We start from the raw sequence: 21,205 nt of genomic DNA, 5'->3' as shown, positions 1-21,205 counted from the left end.
TAGCCATTCTTAGTGACAACTATAAAAGATCATCAAACTTACTTTCCATTTCAGTACGTTCTGTAATTTTTATTGTCTCTATCCCATTGACAGCTTCTTCTATTAAAGCTGAAAAATCTTTCTTGGCTTCAAATGCATTTGTTCTATCCCGTTTTGGCTTTGTTTTTGGGGATTTTGGAACAAAAATGGTGCAGCAGTCTTCATACGGCAAGATGGAAGTCTCATATGTTTCAATCGCCTTAGATATTTCGATTATTTCCGATTTATCCATGGTGACTAGCGGCCGGATGATCGGATAGTTTGTTACTTCATTAATTGTATTCATACTGTCCATTGTCTGACTGGCGACCTGTCCAAGGTTTTCACCGGTAGTCATGGATAAAATCGATTCATTTTTGCAGACCTTTTCACTGATTCGCATCATCATTCGGCGCATGATCGTCATCGCATAACCATCAGGCATTTCCCGGAATATTTCCTGCTGCAGCTTAGTAAATGGAACAATATGAACTTTTATCGATTTTCCATATTTCGTTAACTGCTGTGCCAAATCTAGAACCTTTTGTTTTGCCCTGGCGCTTGTGAATGGCGGGGAATGAAAGTGAATTGCCTCAATCTGAACACCGCGTTTCATCGCAAGATAGCCTGCTACCGGACTGTCGATTCCACCGGATAATAACAGCAGCGTTTTGCCAGAAGTCCCAACAGGCAGTCCGCCCAGTCCCGGAATAACACTCGAGGTGATATAGGTTGCTTCCAGTCTGATTTCTACTTTAATTTCCAGATCAGGGTGATGAACATCTACCGTAATATCTTTTGTGTTTATCAGCAGATGTCCGCCTAAAATCTGATTCATTTCCTGGGAGTGAACCGGAAAGTCTTTATTGATTCGTTTTACAGATACTTTAAATTTGTGGATATTTCCCCCATTATTTAATGCATACAATGCAGCATCCTTAATTGCTTCTACTTCATTTTCCACTTTTATTGCCAGGCTCATGCTCTGAATACCGAAAATCTTCTTTAACTTTTCCAGGATTGGCTGAGGATCATGTCCATTCAGCAATACAAACATTCTCCCTTGAGTCCGTTTCACTTTCGCATCCGGGAATTCTTTGATCTTCTGCTGGATATTTTCCTGCAGCCTTAATATAAATTGTTTTATATTTTTTCCCTTTAACGCCATTTCTCCATATCTGATTAATATATGATCATATTGCATTGCTATCTACTCCATTACTTTATTAAATTTCATGATTGCTGTTTTTAATGCTCTCAGAAATTGATCGATTTCCACTTTTGTATTGTCATAAGAGAGACTTATTCTGAGTGCAGATGTCGTCCTATCCTTTGAAAATCCGCATGCTGCCAAAATCTTGCTTTCATCCTTCTGTTTGGAAGAACAAGCAGACTTTGTTGAGATAAAAATTTCATCTTCCCCCAGCATATGAATAATTACTTCCGGTTTTACACCCGGAACCGAGATGTTAAGAATATGTGGTGCTGCTTGAGCGGGTGTATTTATTTCAATTCCTTCCATCAGTTCGATCTCATTGCGAAGGTATTCCTTCAGTTGAAATAAGCGATCAGCTTGCGTTTTCTCCAGCTCTTTTATTAAACGCAATGCTTTCACCATGGAAACAGCACCAGCTAAATTTTCAGTGCCTGAACGAATTCCCTGCTCCTGTTCTCCGCCATGAAATAGCGGATATAGTGTTGTGCGGTGATCAACATAAAGAATTCCAGTTCCTTTTAGACCATGAATTTTATGACCGGAAAACGTGCATAGATCAATTCCGCTGTTTTTCAGGTTTAGCGGAACTTTTCCAAGTCCTTGTACATCATCTACATGGAAAAAAAGCTTCGGATATTTTTTTGCGATTTCGCCAATCTCTTCCACCGGCTGAATCGCACCCGTTTCATTATTTACATGCATGATACTGATTAAAATCGTATCTTTGCGTATGGCTTTTTTTAATTCCTGCAACGAAATTGCCCCATTCCCATCAACAGGCAAATAGGTAATATCAAAGCCTAACTTCTTCAGACTTTCACATGCATTAAATACAGAAGGGTGTTCAATTTCTGTTGTAATAATATGTTTCCCTCTATTTTGATGCTCTAACGCAATTCCTTTAATTGCTATATTATTTCCTTCTGTTCCGCCGGCAGTAAAAACTATCTCGCTTTGGCTGACATTAAGAATTTCAGCAGCCTGCTTTCTTGCCTTAACCAATAGATGCTCCGCTTCACCGCCAAATTGGTGAATGGAAGAAGGATTGGCAAAAAATCTTTCCGTAACTTGCTGAAAGCTTTGCACGACCTCAGCGTTTGGTTTCGTTGTTGCACTATTGTCTAAGTAAATCATGTAATAACTCCCTTACATCATGAAGAAAAGGATATTGTATAATAATATCCTTTTCATAAAATTGCTATTTAATTAGCTGCTTCCTGATATTCCTCTATACGTTTTAAGGCACCTGGTTCAATTTCTTCAACAGCTTTAGCAGCTGTTTCCAGTGAAAGCTCATATTCATATGATCTAAACAGCCGCTCAGATTCAGATAATTTAGCAGCAAGGATTGGGTACTGGCTTCGGTATCTGTTCGCATACTGAATAACCTGTTCGGTCAGATATGCCTGGTCCAGCATCATGTCTGTCTGTTCCATTGCCTGATCGGCAGCACTTTTTGTTTCATTTAATGTCTGTTGTACCTCAGCCATATCCAATGGTACTTTTTCCAATGCTTTAATCACACGAGTGTTTTTATTTGCAGCAGTTTCCAATAGATTCCATATATAAGTTGGAACACCAGGAATGTTGCTCTTTTTCAATTTTCTGCTTACACTTTGAAGCTGATTTCTCATTTCAATCAGCTGATCTTTTGCTTCCAGTTCGTCCTTGCGCAGATTTCGAATTCGCTTTTTAAATTCATCATGGTTTTTTTGCAAATCCTCAATTCTTTCAAATCCAGCATCTAATTGATCTCTCAGTTTGGAATGTGAGGTATCCTCATTTTCAAGATGATGGGACAGCTCTTCCAATTGTGATCTTAAATTTTCAATGGTTTTCTCCAATGCCAGGTATCTTTCCATATCGGCATCCTCAAAATAATACGCCTGTCTTAATTTCTCCACTTCATTTTTTGTCTCATGGAAGTTTGTACTGAAATTATTCAGTGTCTCTTCATATACAGGAAACTTTGATTCCAGATAGCTCTTGGCAATTGCTTCCTTTTCAAGAAGCTGATACATGTCTTTGATTCTTTCTTCAATGTCATTGATTAATGTATCCACATCTGTTACATCGCCATTTTCCATTGTTTCAACTGTTTCCAAAAGTCTTTCCTGATATGTACGTATTTCTTTTTCGAAGGAGAAATGCTCTACCCTGTAGCCATCTTCTTTCATGCCAGTCAGACCAGCGTACAAATTATCCAGCTGGGAAGGAAGGTCGTGCTTAGTAGTTTTATAAAGGGCTGGAAATTCCTCGACTTTCACTTGCAGTTCTTCTATATCCTGCTTTAGTGCATCTACTAACTTTCTTGCTTCATAATAATCTCCTGCTTCTGTCAGCTCGTGATATTGTTTAAGCTTTTCTTCAAGCTTATCTATTTCTGTTTCAAAGTAAGATTCTGCTTTTCCGTATTGAAAGCGATTTTGGGACAGCTGCTTTCGCATGCTTTTTATCGTCGGTTCCAATTCACCAATCTCTTTTCGGCTTGATTCCTCGGATTCCATCAGCTCATCAAGTTCCTGAAGCATCTTTTCAATATCATTTTCAATGGATTGTAAAATCTGTTCAACCTTTGCCAATGTTTTTTTTGCTCTTGAGAAGCGGTAACGGTCGGCAGCCTCTTCTGCATCAAATAGGAATTCTTCAATATCAGGCAATTCTTTTGTTACAATAAATTCCCAGCGGTCTTTCCAGGTTTCAAATTTCGTTTGGGTTTCTCCCGATAAATTCAATGCTTTAATTCTTCCAAGCTGTGAGGCAATATCCCTGCCCATAATATCCATTTTCCAGGCTTCATATTTATCCACAACATCATATACCCGTTTTCGTAAAATAAGTCCGATAATTATTAATGCGATTATTACTAGTATAATTCCAATAATATATGCCATAGAATTCCTCCTCACTATATTGCTATAATTTATCGAAGGACAGGTATGTATTCATTTTCACTATTTAAATATACATCTTATAATACCACGTATCTAGCAGTTTTGGCTAAGATTTTACAAATAAATTAACGTTTCGGCAAAATTTTTATTTGAAGCTTTTCATTTCCGTACTATATGTTTCCGGAAACGTGATAAAATCCAGCCATTGATGGATTGTTTTTACATATTTTTGCACAAAAATCTGCTGGGAGTAATCACTGGTCACCAGTTTCTTCCAGTCACTATGCAAAATATACGGTGTTGTCAGCATACCTTTTAATTGCATCAGCAAATAATGTTTTTCATCAATATTCCGTTTACTTTCCTTCAATGCATCAAAAAATGTTTTGCTGATATAATGGTTTTCCTTCGCAAGATAAGTGACCGCCATTTCCCTGACAAATATGGAATCAAGTGATAATTCACGATGAACAAAACATGAAAATTGATGATGGCTTTGTTTATATTGTATAATGGTAAAAATTATATTTTTCAGTTTTTCCAAGGAATCTAATGAATCGGTATTTCTTAACATTTCTTCCAGTGTTTCCAGATATTCTTCATAGTACTGGGTAACACCATATTCCAAAAGGCCCTGCTTGCCTTTAAAGTAATAACTGATCAGTGATACATTTACGGAAGCTTTTTCTGCAATGTCACGTACAGAAGTGCCATGAAATCCTTTTTGAAAAAACAACGATGCTGCGGCATCAATTACTTTTTGTTTGGATGGTTTTCTTTTCATCATTTTCAACTCCTTATATCTCATTTACGACAAACGGAATCTATTTCCTGCATTTTTTCCTCGACAAATAATATACCACTTGTCGAATGCTGCACCAATATTACCAATTAAATTGTTAAGGGGGAATCGATATGTATCAAGCAACTGCTTATTCAGGAAACAAAACAAAGGATTATGAACTGCTGATAAAACAACTAAGAGCATTAAGTGAGGATGAAAACGACACAATCGCACTGTTATCCAATGCTTCTGCATTGCTGAATCAATTTTTGACAGAGATTAACTGGGTAGGATTTTATTTGTGGAAAGAAAATGAATTAGTGCTTGGCCCATTTCAGGGACTTCCTGCCTGTATCCGTATAGCATATGGAAAAGGTGTGTGTGGTACCGCAATCAAAGAACAGAAAACCCAGCTGGTAGCTGATGTGATGCAATTTCCAGGTCACATTGCCTGTGACAGTGCAAGCAGGTCGGAAATTGTTGTACCTATTATAATAGAAGATACAGTTTATGGGGTACTCGATATCGACAGTCCGATACATGACCGGTTTGATGAAACGGATCAGCAGTATCTTGAGGAATTTGTTGAAGTTTTGAAAGAGTTTTTAAAGAATTAATGGTAAGAGCGGCTAATTTTTTTATAGCCGCTCTTTTCGTTATCTGCTCAAAACAATATTGTTCTTTCCAGAATTTTTCGCATCATATAATGCCTGGTCTGTGCGTACAAACAATTGATCTGCAGAATCAGGCATCTGGCTGTTCCATGAGGAAACGCCGCATGACAGTGTAACTCCGGGATCTGTATTATCCTTCACCAGCTCACAGATTAATCTGGCAAGCTGATATCCTACCAGATCGTCAGCATTTGGCAAATAAATAGCCAATTCCTCTCCGCCCCATCGTGCAGCTACACCCTCCGTGTCTGTATGCTCTTTTATGATAGAGGAAATCTGTGTCAGGACCTGGTCACCTGTCTTATGACCAAATGTATCATTGATCTGTTTAAAATCGTCAATATCTAATAAAATCAGAATCCCATTTTCATCAGTTTGCATATGATAATTAATTTTTTCTTCCAGGTATTCTCTCGTATATAATTGTGTCAAATAATCAGTAATCACAGACATTTCCAGTTTTTCCTTAAGAATCGTATTCATTATTGAAAGTGCAGAATGCTGTACCAGTGATTGCATCAGTTTATATATTTCAAATGTAAAAAAATAGGCTTCCTCATGCATGATGGCTATCAAACCATAGTTTTCGCCGGAATGACGCATCGGTATGACCATTACTGATTGATAAGAAAATGTTCCATTCATCTTGTAGTTTCCGCTGAATAAAGGTTCAACCTGGTTATTTCTATGCAGATGCTCAGCAAAAGAGTGACCTTCTGCTGTTGTGAAATATGCAGTACTTCCAGTTAAAATATTATATTCTCTGTTAGACGCTTCATTGAAATAAATAAATCCGACCTGTGAAGCATGACATATATTTAATATTTGATTTCTTACCAATTTGGTGATCTCGGATAATTGTAAATTGGAATTTAGTTTTTGTGTCAATTCATTAATTAATTTCAAATCTGCTACAAGATGCTCGGAATGTTGATATAATGTGGCATTTTCAATTGCTTTCCCTGCAATTTCAGCAAACTGCCGAATAAATGCTATTTCCAGCTCTGTGAATGCTATCAATTTCGGTGCAGTTATTTTGACTACACCGTAAACAGCCTGTCTGCCAGTTAACGGAGCATAAACACAGGTGTTTTTTTCATTCACCCGATCTTCTATCTGTACGAGACCAGATAAAAAAGCCTGAGTGCTCACCTGCTTCGTAGCATCATCACTGTATTTAATGGTTTTTACAGGTAGTGTGTGGTCAGCTTCACTATCCTGTGATAATAGTATGTCAAAGGTGAATTCAGGATAGCGATTTTCTAAACCATTTATGATTTCCTGTAAAATAGTTGATCGACTATTCAACGAAAAGAGCTTCTTAGTAAAGTCATAGAGTGTGCGATGATTCGATGCTTCTGCCTCATTCTTATTATTTTGGCTGATGATATCCAGCAGTTTCTCTGTTTCCGTCTTAATAATACCGCTGAACAGTTGCGACTGATTGCTTGACTCTTCCTTCCATGTAATAACTAGCATTCCTTTAACATCGTTTGTATCCAATTCAATAACAGAAGAAGAGGTGTATGCATCCGTGTTTTTTATGAATTCAAAGCTCTCCCCTGATATCTTTCCAGTTTGCATCTGTTTCGAATCGTAAATCGTTTTATCCATAGCGTCAGTTATTAACTGATAGGTTTTATTCCAGCTGTCATAAAGGTAAAATGCTACATACGGTGCATCCATTATCTGTTGTATTGATGCTGCAACTTTTGTTAAAATCTCTTCATATGAATAGCTGACCGTATTAGCAAGCAGTTCAAAATATGTTTCTTTTAATGTAATATTCAGCTCTATTTCCCTTTTCATTATTTATCACCTGTCATAAAAAGATAGATTTTAATGGAAAAACCGAAACTTTTATCTTATTTCATTATATAACAAATGGTTCTTTTTTCCTATAAATTAACTTGAATAGATGTTATTTATTTTTTTGGTTGACTTATACATGCATAACTTATATACTATTCTTTGTGTAAAATAATTAGGTAGCCTTATGTGTTCAGCACGCTGCCCCCATTTTGTTCCTCAAACGGATATAAAGTCCAAGTAAAGAGGTGTATCGTGTAACTCTCTGCTGCTGGAGCGATGGTACATGAAAACATAATGGACAGGTGAATGAATCACGGTTGTTTATTTTATACAAATAAACGAATAAAGGAGAATGTTTTATGTCTCGTTATACTGGATCAGTATGGAAGAAATCTCGTCGTCTTGGCATTTCATTAACTGGAACTGGTAAGGAATTAGATAAACGCCCTTACGCTCCTGGTCAGCATGGAGCAAACCAAAGAAGGAAAATCTCGGAATACGGCTTACAATTACAAGAGAAGCAAAAATTACGCTTCATGTACGGTTTGAATGAACGTCAATTCCGTAACTTGTTTAACCAAGCTGGCAAAATGAAAGGTATTCATGGTGAAAACTTCATGATTCTGCTTGATGCACGCCTTGATAACCTTGTTTACCGTCTTGGATTTGCACGTACTCGCAGACAAGCACGTCAGCTTGTAAACCATGGTCATGTTACAGTTGATGGCGGACGTGTTGATATTCCATCATACCGCGTAAAACCAGGTCAGGTAATTGGTTTGCGTGAAAAAGCACAAAAATTGGATATCATCCAGGAATCATTGGAAGTGAACAATTTTGTTCCTGAATATCTATCTTTTGATGCAGATAAAATGGAAGGCACATTCACTCGCCAGCCAGAGCGCTCTGAGCTTCCAGCAGAAATCAATGAAGCTCTTATCGTTGAGTTTTACTCAAGATAATAAAATTAGAAAACACTGTTCAATTATTGAGCAGTGTTTTTTTGTGGAAACTTTAGCAACTTGCGAATTAAAATGCAGAGTTGATACTGGATTGTCCAGTCTTCGTGTTTGGCATTCTGTCTAAACTGATTTTGTCCGGTCGAGTGCTCGGCATTCGGTCTGATTCGCATCTTGTCCGGTCTATTCTGCATTTTATCCGGTCTCTTTTACGATTCATCCGGTCCTAGTCATGTTTCGTTCGGTCTCGCTCTCGGCATTCAGTCTAATTCGTATCCCGTCCGGTCTATTCTGCATTTTGTCCGGTCTCTTTCACGGTTCATCCGGTCCTAGCCACGATTCATCCGGTCCTGCACTCAGCATACAATGTAATAACATAGAAACAGCCGAAATCTAATCTGATTCCGGCTGCTGAGTGGTGTGCTATTACTTATAACTAATCAACGAATACTTCTTCTTCCCTCGTCGAATAATCGTAAACGTATCCTCAATACGGTCATCATCACCCACTACATGCTGCAAATCCTGCACTCTTTCCCCATTCAAGTAAATTGCACCATTGCTGATATCTTCTCTTGCCTGTCTTTTCGAGGAGGAAATTGATGCATTGACAAGCAGATCAATTAAACCAATATCTTCTTTTTCAGCCTGATGTGTTGGCACATCCTTGAAGCCCTGCTTGATTTCACTTGCTGATAGCTGTTTCAAATCACCACTGAAAAGAGATTCTGTTATTTTCTGTGCCTGCACGAGTGCTTCCTTACTGTGAACAACTACTGTCATTTCCTCAGCCAAGCGTTTCTGTGCAATTCGATTTTCAGGACGATTATTCACTTCATTTTCCAGGTGCTCCATTTCTTCTTCTGGAAGGAAAGTAAAGTAGCGAAGGAATTTGATGACATCACGGTCATCTGTATTAATCCAGAATTGGTAAAATTCATATGGACTTGTTTTCTCAGGATCCAGCCATACTGCCCCTCCTGCTGTTTTACCGAACTTTGTTCCATCTGCCTTTGTGATTAAAGGAACCGTTAAACCATACACCTTAATTTCTTCATCTTCCTGCTCTCTCGAACGTCGGATTAATTCCATTCCTGCAGTAATATTGCCCCACTGATCACTGCCGCCAATTTGCATTGTACAGTTCTCCTGTTCATACAATTTCAGGAAATCAAGGGATTGCAAGATCATATAACTGAACTCTGTAAACGTAATTCCATGTTCAATACGGGCAGATACCGATTCCTTTGCAAGCATATAATTTATTCCAAAATGCTTCCCGGCATCACGCAGAAAATCAATAACCGTCATACTGGATAGCCAGTCATGATTATTCCTTGCTACAACCGGGTTTTCCCCTTGGTCAAACTCAAGCAATTTTGCAATCTGCTGTTTGATTTTTTCACTGTACTGTTTAACGACAGCCTCTTCATTTAAGGAACGCTCACTTGTGCGTCCGCTTGGGTCGCCAATCATGCCAGTTCCACCGCCAACAAGGGCAATTGGCCGATGTCCCGCTTTTTGAAATCTTTTCAGCATGGTGATCGGCAGCAGATGACCGATGTGCAGGCTGTCCGCAGTCGGATCAAAACCACAATATAATGTTACCTGCTTTTCGGAAAGATGCTGCTCAAGCCCTTCTCTATCTGTCGTTTGATGAATTAATCCCCTAGTTTCCAGGTCTTGTAAAATATCCATTCTTCCACACTCCATCCTGTTTTTATACATAAAAAAACTCGCTCCTAAAAAAGGGACGAGTTTAACACGCGGTACCACCCTTGTTGCCGAAAAACGGCCACTTGGGATTGTTAACGATGTCTCCACCGTTCTTTTTGCTTGTTCAAAAAGAAATTGCTCCAGAGCGTAATTCGTTTCGCAAATATATACCGGTTCCCACCAGCTGCCGGTTCTCTTGATGAGGTTGTTTAAAAATATAAACAAACACTCAAATAGTGATTTGCAAAGCTACTTCATTCCTTCATAGCTCAAAAATATATTAGATATGTAATATTATTATCATAGTTTTAAATAAAAAGCAATATTGCAGTAAAAAATTTAATACTCACAAAAACAGACTTATGCTATAATATAGGTGGTATTTTAGGAGGTATTTTAACATGGATTTCAAGCAATTTTTTCATAAATATTGGCAAAAGACCAAAGGAATTTGGAAGACTGGAAAAGTACAGCGATCATCCAGAATTACATATGACGTATTCTGGAACGTTATTCTGTTTTTCCTGATCATTGGTTTTATTGCAGTATTTTTTGCAGGCGGGCTAGGCGCCGGATATTTTGCTTCTCTTGTAAAGGACGAGCCTGTGAGAAGCTATGAGGTAATGGCTCAAGATATTTACAATTATGAAGAAACATCGAAATTATACTTTGCTGATAATATTTACTTTGGTGATGTGCAATCAGATATTTACAGAGAAGAAACAACTCTTGATCAAATTTCAGATACATTAATTAATGCAGTAATTGCTACCGAAGACGAATATTTCAAGGAACATAAAGGGATTGTTCCAAAAGCAATTGTCCGCGCTGTCTTACAGGAAGCTTTAAATGCTGATGTTAAAACAGGCGGAAGTACCCTGACACAGCAGCTGATTAAAAATCAAATTCTGACGAACGAAGTTTCCTTTGAGCGTAAAGCAAAAGAAATATTATTGGCAATGCGTTTGGAACGTTTCTTTGAAAAAGAGGAGATTTTGGAAGCCTATTTGAACATCGTTCCATACGGCCGGGATGCCGGAGGACGAAACATTGCCGGGATTCAGACTGCAGCTCAAGGAATATTTGGCATTGACGCCAAGGATGTAAATCTCCCGCAGGCAGCTTACCTTGCTGGACTTCCGCAAAGTCCATCTGCCTACACACCATTTGCAAACAGTGGCGGAATTAAAGAAGAAGCGGGACTTGAGCCAGGATTAAACCGAATGAAAACAGTACTTAGCAGAATGTATGAATCAGAATATATTACAAAACAGGAATTCGATGAAGCAATGAATTATGATATTGTGGCAGATTTCACAGAGGCATCCACCTCACCGATCGAGACATATCCGCTTTTAACCTTTGAAATTCAGGAAAGAGCAAGAGATATTTTAATAAAATATCTGGCGGAAAAAGATGGCTATACGATGGAAGATCTGGAAAACAATGAGGATTTGGAAAAAGAATATACAATTCTGGCACAGCGTGATCTGGAAAACAGCGGCTATGAAGTTCATTCAACAATTGATAAGGAAATTTATGATGCTTTTCAGGAGGTCGCCAAGAATTATCAGCACTATGGACCTGATACAGTGACCGAAGTCGAAACAGCCGATGGACCTGTTATGAAGGAACAATATGTGCAGGCAGCCGGCTGGCTGGTTGAAAATAAAACAGGCAGAGTCATCAGTTTTCTTGGCAGCCGCAATTATAGCCAAGATGACCAAACGAATTATGCAACAAATTCATTAAGGTCAAATGGCAGTACCATGAAGCCACTGGCCGCCTATGCGCCAGCAATGGAAATGGGCAAGGTTCAGCCAGGTACACCGATTGCGGATATAAGAACCTCATGGGGAGACTATACACCCAGGAACTTTGACAGGCAGTATCATGGTATATTATCAGCACGTCAAAACCTGGTGAAATCCTATAATGTTCCCGCAATCAAAACATATTCAATGATAATGGATAGCAATCCGGTGGAAAATTACCTTGAGAAAATGGGAATAACATTGGGTGAGAACGAATATGAAAACAGATCTCTTGCTATCGGTGGTACAACCAATGGGATTACAATTGAAGATAATGTAAATAGTTTTACCACGCTTGCAAATAATGGGAAATATGAAGATGGCTATATGATCGAAAAGATCACTACAAATGATGGTGAAGTTATCTATGAGCATGAAAGCAAACCAGTAGATGTATTTTCACCGCAGACAAGTTATCTGACACTTGATATCATGCGTGATGTAATCAGCGAAGGAACAGGTACCTATGTAAACTCCCAGCTGAAATATAAAAATGTCGACTGGGCAGGTAAAACAGGTACATCCCAAAATACGTGGGATTTGCATTTTGTTGGTGTAAATCCAAATGTAACGTTTGGAACATGGATTGGCTACGAGTTTAATGATTCACTTGAATGTGATTCCTGCAGCTTATACCATAGTCACCGCAATATGAAATTATGGGCTGAACTGGTTAATGCAGCAACTGATATAAGACCGGATTTGATGGCACCATCTCAGGAGTTCGAACGTCCTGAAGGCATTGTATCACGAAGCTATTGTGCAATTTCAGGAATGCTTCCATCAGATCTTTGTGCTCAAGCAGGTTTAGTAAAAACAGATTTATTCAATGCTAAATTTGTTCCAACTCAAACAGATGACAGCTTAATGACAGGAAGTTATGTAGAAGTTGATGGAAAAGCTGTTATCGCAGGACCAAATACACCAAGCGAATTCGTGGAAGGCGACGGACTAACATTCAATCCAGAGTTTCTGAAACGAAATGGCTATGATAGGTTAAGTGATATAACACAGCTATTCCCGCGCATTGATCGTGACAAATGGGAAAAGATCAGTGTTCCAAGCTCAGATATTGGAAATGCAATCAGTGATGATGGCAAAGCTCCAGCTGCACCTGGTTCCCTGAAAAAATCTGGTGACTCACTAACCTGGAGTAAATCTGGGAGCAAGGACGTTGTCGGCTATCGGATTTACCGTTCTGCTAAAAAAGGCGGCAGTTCGAGCTTAGTTGGCAGTACAACCTCTACATCATTTACGATTGGCAGCAGTAATGGCATTTATCATGTAAAAGCCGTTGATTACTTTGGACTGGAATCATCTGCATCAAAAGAAATAATTGTTGGAGATACGGAGCCGGAAAAGGAAACACCGGATAATTCCGACGATAAAAATTCTGAATCAGACAATGCCAAAAAAGAAGAGACAACGAATAACAATGATTCTGAAGAGAGCAGCAATGATGAAGGATCGGGCGATAATAACGGTAATGACAACAATGGAGATGAAAACGGCGGAGGCAATAACGGAAACGAAAATGGCTCTGACGATGGCGGCAACGATAACAGCGGCGATGATGGAGACCAATGATATAACTAATTAATGAAGGGAGATAACCTCCCTTCTATTTTTTTGCCCTTTTACTAAAAATTCACACAGATTTACTGTATAATAGAATTTAGAACTGTGTTTATACTTTTTAATCAGGTGGTGAAATAATGGAGCACATAAAGACTTCTCATTCATCCAAAAGAGAAACCCCTAACGGAGAAATTGTCATTGAAGGGCCTGTACCGTCAGATGAGCTTAAAAAGTTTCATTTTCATGAGCAATTAACAGCATTTCGTCCTGCTCATAAACAATTCGAAGCATTACTCAGTATTGCCGACTTTCCGGAAGGACGAATTATTATTGCAAGAACCGGGGATACCATTATCGGCTATGTTACATATCTGCATCCAGACCCGCTGGAAAGATGGTCTGAATTTGATATGAAGGACCTTGTTGAATTAGGAGCCATCGAAGTAATCCCCAAATTCCGAGGAGCCAAAGTTGCTTCTGGCTTATTAAAGGTATCCATGATGGATGATTTTATGGAAAATTATATTATTATATCAACAGAGTACTATTGGCACTGGGATTTGGATGGAACAAGACTGAGCATCTGGGATTACCGGAAAGTAATGGAAAAAATGATGGCCGCCGGCGGACTTTTGCCAGCACCAACTGATGATCCAGAAATCATCTCCCATCCTGCCAATTGTCTAATGGTCCGGATTGGAAAGAATGTACCAGAAGAATCTGTTAAGCGATTTGATAAATTGCGCTTCCTGCAGCGTTATCAATATCGAAATATGAGGGAGGGCTTATAATTGCTGGTTGAAGAAATTATGAAAACGGATGTAATTACCTTACCACCCTCTGCAACCATTGCAGAGGCCTTAAAAATGCTGCAAGACCACCGGATCCGGCATATTCCGATAGTCGACGAAAAAATGAGTGTAATCGGAATTGTTTCTGATCGTGATGTACGCGATGCAAGCCCTTCCATTTTTATAAAGGATTCGGATCAGAGTGAACTGCAGAATGAAATACAAACGATTATGAGCCATCCGGTTGTGACGATACATCCAATGGATTTTGTTGAAGAAATTGCACGAATATTTTATGATGAAGAATTTGCCTGCCTGCCGGTTGTCAGAGACAATAAAATTGCTGGTATTGTAACGGAAAAGGATATGCTGTATAAATTAATTCAGCTGACAGGCACCCATGTGCAAAGCTCACATATTGAAATAAAGGTACCTCATAAACCTGGTATTCTGCCAGAGGTGGCAGCTGTTTTCGGCAAGCGGAAAGTAAATATTGTATCTGTACTGGTTTACCCGTTTAAAAATGATCCGGATTATAAAATTCTTGTCTTTCGCATTCAAACAATGAACCCGCTGCCTGTCGTTCAGGATCTCAGAAATGCGGGCTATGAATTAATGTGGCCCAATAATATTCCGGGGCCAAAATTATGACCTGTCATGCTTCTTTTGTATATTCTGATTCTTTGCTGAACTACCACTTTAATGAGGATCATCCTTTTAATCAGAAACGTGTAGTTTTGGCCAAAGAATTATTAGAAGAGTCAGGGTTACTGACAGGTAATGCGATCATTGCACCACGAAAGGCAACGGAAGACGAGCTTGCACTTTTCCATGATAGAGCCTATATCGAAGCGGTAAAAAAAGCAGGCAGTGGACAGCTGGAAGAATCGGCTGCAATTGAATACGGATTAGGAACGGAAGACACACCAGTATTTCCTGGTATGCATGAGGCATCCAGCTATCTGGTTGGGGGTACACTTGCGGCAATAGATGCTGTATTGGAAGGAAAGAGCGAACATGCCCTTAATCTTGGCGGTGGCCTTCATCATGGCTTTAAACGAAAAGCTTCTGGATTTTGTATATACAATGACGGTGCAGTTGCAATTAAATATATACGCGAGAAATATAATTTAAGAGTTTTATATGTAGATACAGATGCCCACCATGGAGACGGGGTTCAATGGGCTTTTTATGATGATCCGGATGTTTGCACGCTCTCCATTCATGAAACAGGCAGATACCTCTTCCCTGGGACAGGTAATGTAAATGAGCGGGGGATAAAAGAAGGTCATGGCTATTCCTTCAACCTTCCCATTGATGCTTTTACCGAAGATGAATCCTTCTTACAGGTTTATGAAGCTGCATTCAGAGAAATTGCGGACTTTTTTCAGCCAGATGTCATTATCACACAAAATGGTGCAGATGCCCATTGCTATGACCCTTTGACGCATTTATGTGCCACGATGGAAATCTATGAAAAAATCCCGCTGCTCGCACATGAGATGGCTCATAAATACTGTAATGGCAAATGGATTGCAACAGGCGGAGGCGGTTACGATATTTGGCGTGCTGTTCCCAGAGCATGGGCACAAATCTGGAATGTTATGAAACATGGTCAGCCCCATTCTGGAAAGATACCAGAAACATGGCTGGAAAAATGGCAAAAAGAGTCTCCTGTGGAGCTGCCGGTATTTTGGCATGATGATAAGAACATCGTACCGGAAATTCCGAGAAAAGCAGAAATCACTGAGAAGAATACAAAGGTCTTGCTTAATATGCTGAAATACACGAAGAATAAAAAATAAGCGTACAGTGCCATAGCTTGAACTCCAGGCAAAGTTGAGAAATAAAAGATGAGAGTTGAGAGATAAACCAGCAAAGTTAAGAGACACTGAGTATTAGTTGAAAGAAAAAAATGAATCTGCAGTTATCTCTCAACTATCCGCAAATATCTCCCAACTAATTGCACACTTATCTCAACTTCAGCTAAACAAACTATGTACATTGCCGAAAAAATTGTAAAAGCGTAGAGATGATGTAAATTACATCATCTCTACGCTTTTTCATTCTTCCATTTCCTTTACATTTTCATCCAGCACAACAATTTCAACCCGCCTGTTTTGGCTCATGTTTTCCGGGGTTGTATTGGGAAGCAATGGTTTTGTATCACTGTACCCAACAATGGAGAAACGTGATTCATCGAAATCATTTTCATTGATTAAATAGCGAACCACACTGCTTGCCCTGGCACCAGATAATTCCCAGTTTGACGGATAAAGATAGCTTGACATCGGTTGACTGTCCGTATGCCCCTCCACCTTTATTTTATTTGGTATTTCTGACAAAAGTGCACCAACTTTATTCAGAAATGGTTCTCCCGAGGACAGTAAGTCTGCTTCACCAGGATCAAATAAGATAAGTTCCTGCAGTACCAGCACAACCCCTCGCTCAGTTCTGCTGGCAGAGATAACATTATTTAAATCATTTTCATTTAAATAACCTTCCACGTCCGCCATTAAGTTACTCAGTGAATCTTCTTCCTGTTCATCCTTATCGTTCGTATCAGGAAGCTGGGTGGGTGTTTCAAACTCATTCGTTGCCTTGCCGCTTTCCATATGACTGGTACTTTCTGTAGGGTTGTCCATCGGAACCGGAGATGGATAAAAATCGAATATCATCCTGTTTCTGAATGACTCTGATATTGCTTCAAATTTAACTAAATCGATTTGAGACATAGAGAACAACAGAATAAAGAAAACTAAAATGAGTGTTATCATATCGGAATATGTGACCATCCATTTAGGGGCTCCACCGCTCTTCGTCCTTCTGATCTCCCTACGCTTCATTAATGCTCTCTCCCACGAAATCAGCATTATCCGCTTCTTCTTTCACCTTCGTATCATTAGATAGAAAAGCACTTAGTTTCTCTTCCAATATTCTTGGGTTTTGTCCGGATTGAACACCAATTACTCCTTCAATAATAATCTGTCTCATAAATATTTCTTCTTCCGTTTTTATCTCCAGCTTATTAGCCATTGGGGTAAAAACAAGATTTGCAAGCACAGTACCATATAACGTTGTAAGCAATGCAACAGCCATACTAGGTCCAAGTGTCGCTGGATCCTGCAGATTATTCAGCATGAGTACTAGACCTACCAATGTTCCAATCATTCCCCAGGCAGGTGCATATTCGCCTGCTTTCTCAATTAGGGAACGCCCTTTGTAGTGCCGATCTTCCATTGCGGTAATTTCTGCATTCATAATATCATTAATTACTTCCGGTTCAATTCCATCTACTGCAAGCAGGATTCCCTTGCGGATAAATGGATCATCCACGTCCTCCAGTTCATTTTCCAATGCAAGCAGCCCTTCTCGTCTTGCTCGTTCTGATAAACGGATAAATAATCCAATCAATTCCGGAAGTCTTAGATCATTTTTATGAAAAGCTTCTCGCAAAATTTTATTAGCCAGTTTAATCTGTTCCATTTTAAAGTTAATCAGCATTGACGCCACCAAACCGCCAATAACAATAAAAATGGAAGAAAGGTCAATAAAGGAAGCTGCTCCCTCCGTACCTCCATTATTGATAATTGCAATCATAATCATAATAAAACCCAACGTAATGCCAATAGGAGTCAATAAATCTCTTTTCCTCATATTCCCTCTCCCCAAACGCTTTCAAAATCGTTAGCACCCAATCAAAAAAGCTGTCAGATGAAATGATGTATTTTATTCATTCCTAACTTGGCAGCTTTTGAATAAGCAACTAACACTTATCTATTATATCGGCATTATTTTTATTTTGTTGAGTTTCTTTTTTCAATTCGATGTGGTAAAACCACTTTTTGTTCTTCAACTTCCTCTTTATTCATAAATTTAGTCAGTAAGCGCATGGCTACTGCTCCAATATCATACATTGGCTGTACAATAGTTGATAACGTTGGACGCACCATCGTAGCCAGTCTTGTATTATCAAAGCCAAATACTTCGATATCATCTGGTACACTATATCCCTTATCCTGCGCACCATGAATCACACCTAATGCCATTTCATCTGATGCAACGAAGATAGATGCCGGTACATTTCCAGAATCCAGCAGCTGTTTCACTGCTTCTATTCCGGAATCATACGAATAATCACCTTTTATAATAATATCTTCATTTACAGAAACAGAGGATTCTTTCAATGCGCGCACATAACCCTCATATTTAAGCTGATTAATATGATTATCTTCTTGACCTGAAATAAACGCAGGCTGTTTGCTGCTTTTATCGAGTAAAAATTTCACAGCTTCATACGCTGCCTGTTCATAGTCTATGTTAACGGATGGCATCGCATCATTTTCATCATACGTTGCTGCAAGGACTACCGGCACCGATGATGTCTTAAACTGCTGGACGTGCTCCTCTGTAATGTCACCGCCCATAAATATGATCCCATCCACTTGCTTTTCAAGCATGGTGTTTATCAGCTGCAGTTCTTTCTCTTTATTCTGGTCGGAATTGCTCAGGATCATGTTATATTTGTACATTGTCGCAATGTCTTCGATCCCTCTTGCCAGCTCTGCAAAAAAGATGCTCGAAATATCCGGGATAATTGCTCCGACGGTAGTTGTTTTCTTGCTGGCAAGTCCTCTTGCTACCGCATTCGGGCGATACCCAAGCCTTTCGATTGTTGCTAAAACTTTTTTTCGGGTTGTTGGTTTAACATTTGGATTTCCGTTTACTACACGTGAAACCGTAGCCATCGATACATTTGCTTCTCTTGCTACATCGTATATTGTTATATTCAATTCAATCTGCCTCCTAAAATACCAAATCACTTTCCATTTTCTTTCTTTATCATACTCCACTATGAAAAAAATTACAAAAAATATAAGGGCTGAATCATCGCAAGGATTCAGCCCCTAGTTACTTTTGCATCTTTTATTTCATGCGCTCTGCCATATCATATAATTCGTCCATAAATGTGTTGAACGTTGGAATATCCATCTGCTGGGCAGAATCAGAAAGTGCTACCGCAGGATCTGGATGTACCTCAGCCATAACTCCATCTGCCCCAATTGCTATCGCTGCTTTCGCTGCAGGAAGCAATAAATCTCTTCTTCCTGTTGAATGGGTAACATCAACCATCACTGGCAAATGTGTTTCCTGCTTTAAAATTGGCACCGCTGAAATATCCAATGTATTTCTGGTAGCTTTTTCGTATGTGCGGATTCCGCGTTCACATAGGATAATATTTCCATTTCCTCTGGAAATAATATATTCTGCTGCATTTATAAATTCAGAGATTGTTGCAGACAATCCGCGTTTTAATAGTACAGGTTTATTTACATCCCCTGCTGCTTTAAGCAATTCAAAGTTCTGCATATTCCGTGCGCCAATTTGAATAACATCAACATAATCCAATGCCTCTTCAATATGAGCCGGATTTACAATTTCACTGACAACTGCTAAATTATGTTGTTCAGCAGCACGTTTCAGCATTTGCAGTCCTTCAATTCCCAGACCTTGGAAATCATATGGGGAAGTTCTTGGTTTGAATGCTCCGCCTCGCAATAGTTTAAGACCTTTATTACTTACAGCCTCTGCCACTTTTTCTACTTGTTCGTGTCCTTCAACAGCACATGGTCCCATAATAAAGTGCGTATTTCCATCACCTATTTTAGCACCATTTATATCAATTACTGTATCTTCCGGTTTCTTTTTGCGGGAAACCAAAAGTGCCTTACTATGATCATCTTCCTGTAATTCCAGACTTGCTTTGAAAATTTCCTTGAAGATATGCTCAATCGTAGCATTTTCAAATGGACCAGTATTTTTGTTTGTAATGTGGTCCAGCATTGCTCTTTCACGTACAGGGTCAAACCGATACATACTCTGCTTGTTTTTTATATCCCCAATTTGCTGGACGATTTGTGCACGTTGATTGATCAATTTCAGTATTTCTAAATTGACATCATCCATTTGCTGTCTTAGTTGATCCATTTCATTTTGACTCATTTTCCATATGCCCCCTGTACAATAATTTTTAATAATTAGAAACCATTATAACGAAGATTCATTCCTTTGTCATTACTTTGCTTATAATTATGCAAATAATTTTTTATTTTAGCAGATTTTGTAAATATATAAGAAGCTTAATTTAATTTAAAGATTTTTTTCTAATAGATGGGATAACGTACTGCTTGATTCAGCAAAAAAATAGTGACACAAAATCTATAGACTGCGAGGTAAGTGCTCTGTTGATTTCAACTTCGGACGGATGTTTCGCGGGTTGAACGGATTATCAGGATTTGGGGTAATTCTCTGAGCCCAACAGCTAGAAACAATAGCTGCCAGTCACATAGAGCGTTTCGGTGGATGGCTGATATGATGATGGAAATGTAGTTATATTTCCTGAACGGCCGCTGGAATTATCATCGCTGATTTTACTTCGCAAATTGCATCTACTGTAAGGATGAAAGCAACATTTACGAAAAGGCCAGATTCCTTAAATGAGGAATCTGGCCTTTTATACGTTTTACTTATTGGAAGTTTCCAGCTCTTTTGATGCTTCATCAATTGCCTCGGCAACTTCTTCTGCAGCCTGCAATGCCTGATCTTCCTTATTTCTTTTTTCATTAAGCTTGGTTTGAACTGTTTTTGTCAGCTCTTTTGTTTTATCAGATGCATTTTTTGTGAATTGTGATGTTGTATCCATTGCTTTTCTTTTTAATTCAGAACCAGTTGTATATGCTTTATCCTTCCAGTCTGAACCTTTCACCTGTGCACGGTCTTTAACTTGTACAGCGCCCTGATTAATATCGCTTCTTAACTCTCTGCCAGATTTTGGTGCCAATAATAGAGCTGTTGATGCACCAACAATACTGCCAATTAATGTTCCGATTATAAAATCCTTTGTGTTAATGTTATTATTGTTATCTCCCATTTGAAATTCCTCCTCGTA

General features: G+C 38.9%; 17 protein-coding genes and 1 other annotated feature. Of the genes, 6 read left to right on the top strand and 11 right to left on the bottom strand.

Translation table 11 applies throughout. The annotated features are described in order from the left end of the window. Nucleotides 1-19: 19 nt before the first annotated feature. The 4 genes from thiI to refZ all read right to left on the bottom strand — a co-directional run bounded on the left by thiI (nucleotide 20) and on the right by refZ (nucleotide 4,912). A complete protein-coding gene (gene thiI, locus CIL03_RS00745; protein ID WP_094883302.1) occupies nucleotides 20-1,222 on the bottom strand; it encodes a tRNA uracil 4-sulfurtransferase ThiI in 1,203 nt (400 codons plus the stop codon). Nucleotides 1,223-1,228: 6 nt separating this feature from the next. Next, nucleotides 1,229-2,368, bottom strand: a complete 1,140-nt coding sequence (locus CIL03_RS00740) for a cysteine desulfurase family protein (RefSeq protein ID WP_094883301.1) — start codon at nucleotides 2,366-2,368, stop codon at nucleotides 1,229-1,231. Nucleotides 2,369-2,436: 68 nt separating this feature from the next. Continuing rightward, on the bottom strand, nucleotides 2,437-4,128 hold the full coding sequence (gene ezrA / locus CIL03_RS00735; protein WP_094883300.1) for a septation ring formation regulator EzrA: 1,692 nt from the start codon (nucleotides 4,126-4,128) through the stop codon (nucleotides 2,437-2,439). A gap of 145 nt (nucleotides 4,129-4,273) precedes the next feature. Beyond that, a complete protein-coding gene (gene refZ / locus CIL03_RS00730) occupies nucleotides 4,274-4,912 on the bottom strand; it encodes a forespore capture DNA-binding protein RefZ (protein WP_094883299.1) in 639 nt (212 codons plus the stop codon). 131 nt (nucleotides 4,913-5,043) lie between these two features. On the opposite strand from refZ, the gene CIL03_RS00725 reads away from it, so the two are divergent. Continuing rightward, nucleotides 5,044-5,529 carry a GAF domain-containing protein gene (locus CIL03_RS00725; RefSeq protein WP_094883298.1) on the top strand — a complete coding sequence of 162 codons (486 nt, stop codon included), beginning with the start codon at nucleotides 5,044-5,046 and terminating at the stop codon, nucleotides 5,527-5,529. 39 nt (nucleotides 5,530-5,568) lie between these two features. Here the strand turns inward: CIL03_RS00725 and CIL03_RS00720 are convergent, their stop codons facing one another. Beyond that, nucleotides 5,569-7,395, bottom strand: coding sequence for a sensor domain-containing diguanylate cyclase (locus CIL03_RS00720; RefSeq protein WP_094883297.1), 1,827 nt, complete (start codon nucleotides 7,393-7,395; stop codon nucleotides 5,569-5,571). A 362-nt stretch (nucleotides 7,396-7,757) separates the two neighbouring features. On the opposite strand from CIL03_RS00720, the gene rpsD reads away from it, so the two are divergent. After that, a complete protein-coding gene (rpsD, locus tag CIL03_RS00715) occupies nucleotides 7,758-8,360 on the top strand; it encodes a 30S ribosomal protein S4 (protein ID WP_094883296.1) in 603 nt (200 codons plus the stop codon). 423 nt (nucleotides 8,361-8,783) lie between these two features. Here the strand turns inward: rpsD and tyrS are convergent, their stop codons facing one another. Beyond that, nucleotides 8,784-10,055, bottom strand: coding sequence for a tyrosine--tRNA ligase (gene tyrS, locus CIL03_RS00710; RefSeq protein ID WP_094884394.1), 1,272 nt, complete (start codon nucleotides 10,053-10,055; stop codon nucleotides 8,784-8,786). Nucleotides 10,056-10,103: 48 nt separating this feature from the next. After that, nucleotides 10,104-10,348 (bottom strand) — a binding site (T-box leader). 126 nt (nucleotides 10,349-10,474) lie between these two features. On the opposite strand from tyrS, the gene CIL03_RS00705 reads away from it, so the two are divergent. From CIL03_RS00705 to CIL03_RS00690, 4 genes are all read left to right on the top strand, one after another. Beyond that, the gene (locus tag CIL03_RS00705; protein WP_094883295.1) at nucleotides 10,475-13,474 is read left to right on the top strand and encodes a transglycosylase domain-containing protein; all 3,000 of its coding nucleotides are present in this window, start codon (nucleotides 10,475-10,477) and stop codon (nucleotides 13,472-13,474) included. A 128-nt stretch (nucleotides 13,475-13,602) separates the two neighbouring features. After that, entirely contained in the window at nucleotides 13,603-14,256 is a 654-nt protein-coding gene (locus tag CIL03_RS00700; protein ID WP_094883294.1) for a GNAT family N-acetyltransferase, read from the top strand. Then, a complete protein-coding gene (locus CIL03_RS00695) occupies nucleotides 14,257-14,907 on the top strand; it encodes an acetoin utilization AcuB family protein (protein ID WP_094883293.1) in 651 nt (216 codons plus the stop codon). Continuing rightward, nucleotides 14,904-16,061, top strand: coding sequence for an acetoin utilization protein AcuC (locus tag CIL03_RS00690; protein WP_094883292.1), 1,158 nt, complete (start codon nucleotides 14,904-14,906; stop codon nucleotides 16,059-16,061). The genes CIL03_RS00695 and CIL03_RS00690 overlap by 4 nt, the downstream gene beginning before the upstream one ends. A 258-nt stretch (nucleotides 16,062-16,319) precedes the next feature. Here CIL03_RS00690 and motS read toward each other — a convergent pair whose 3' ends face one another. The 5 genes from motS to CIL03_RS00665 form a co-directional block, all read right to left on the bottom strand. Then, complete coding sequence (motS, locus tag CIL03_RS00685; RefSeq protein WP_094883291.1) at nucleotides 16,320-17,102, bottom strand: flagellar motor protein MotS; 783 nt, start codon at nucleotides 17,100-17,102, stop codon at nucleotides 16,320-16,322. Next, a complete protein-coding gene (gene motP, locus CIL03_RS00680) occupies nucleotides 17,092-17,913 on the bottom strand; it encodes a flagellar motor protein MotP (protein ID WP_094883290.1) in 822 nt (273 codons plus the stop codon). The genes motS and motP overlap by 11 nt, the downstream gene beginning before the upstream one ends. Nucleotides 17,914-18,053: 140 nt before the next feature. Next, nucleotides 18,054-19,049 carry a catabolite control protein A gene (ccpA, locus tag CIL03_RS00675; RefSeq protein ID WP_094883289.1) on the bottom strand — a complete coding sequence of 332 codons (996 nt, stop codon included), beginning with the start codon at nucleotides 19,047-19,049 and terminating at the stop codon, nucleotides 18,054-18,056. Nucleotides 19,050-19,182: 133 nt separating this feature from the next. After that, nucleotides 19,183-20,259: a bifunctional 3-deoxy-7-phosphoheptulonate synthase/chorismate mutase gene (locus CIL03_RS00670; RefSeq protein ID WP_094883288.1), complete on the bottom strand. Its 1,077-nt coding sequence runs from the start codon at nucleotides 20,257-20,259 to the stop codon at nucleotides 19,183-19,185. A 520-nt stretch (nucleotides 20,260-20,779) separates the two neighbouring features. After that, the gene (locus CIL03_RS00665; protein ID WP_094883287.1) at nucleotides 20,780-21,187 is read right to left on the bottom strand and encodes a YtxH domain-containing protein; all 408 of its coding nucleotides are present in this window, start codon (nucleotides 21,185-21,187) and stop codon (nucleotides 20,780-20,782) included. Nucleotides 21,188-21,205: the final 18 nt, after the last annotated feature.

Origin of the sequence: Virgibacillus indicus, assembly GCF_002266285.1 — a bacterium.
Taxonomy (GTDB): domain Bacteria; phylum Bacillota; class Bacilli; order Bacillales; family Amphibacillaceae; genus Virgibacillus_K; species Virgibacillus_K indicus.
Note: the sequence above shows the minus strand (reverse complement) of the source record. Positions and strands in the feature narration are given on the sequence as shown.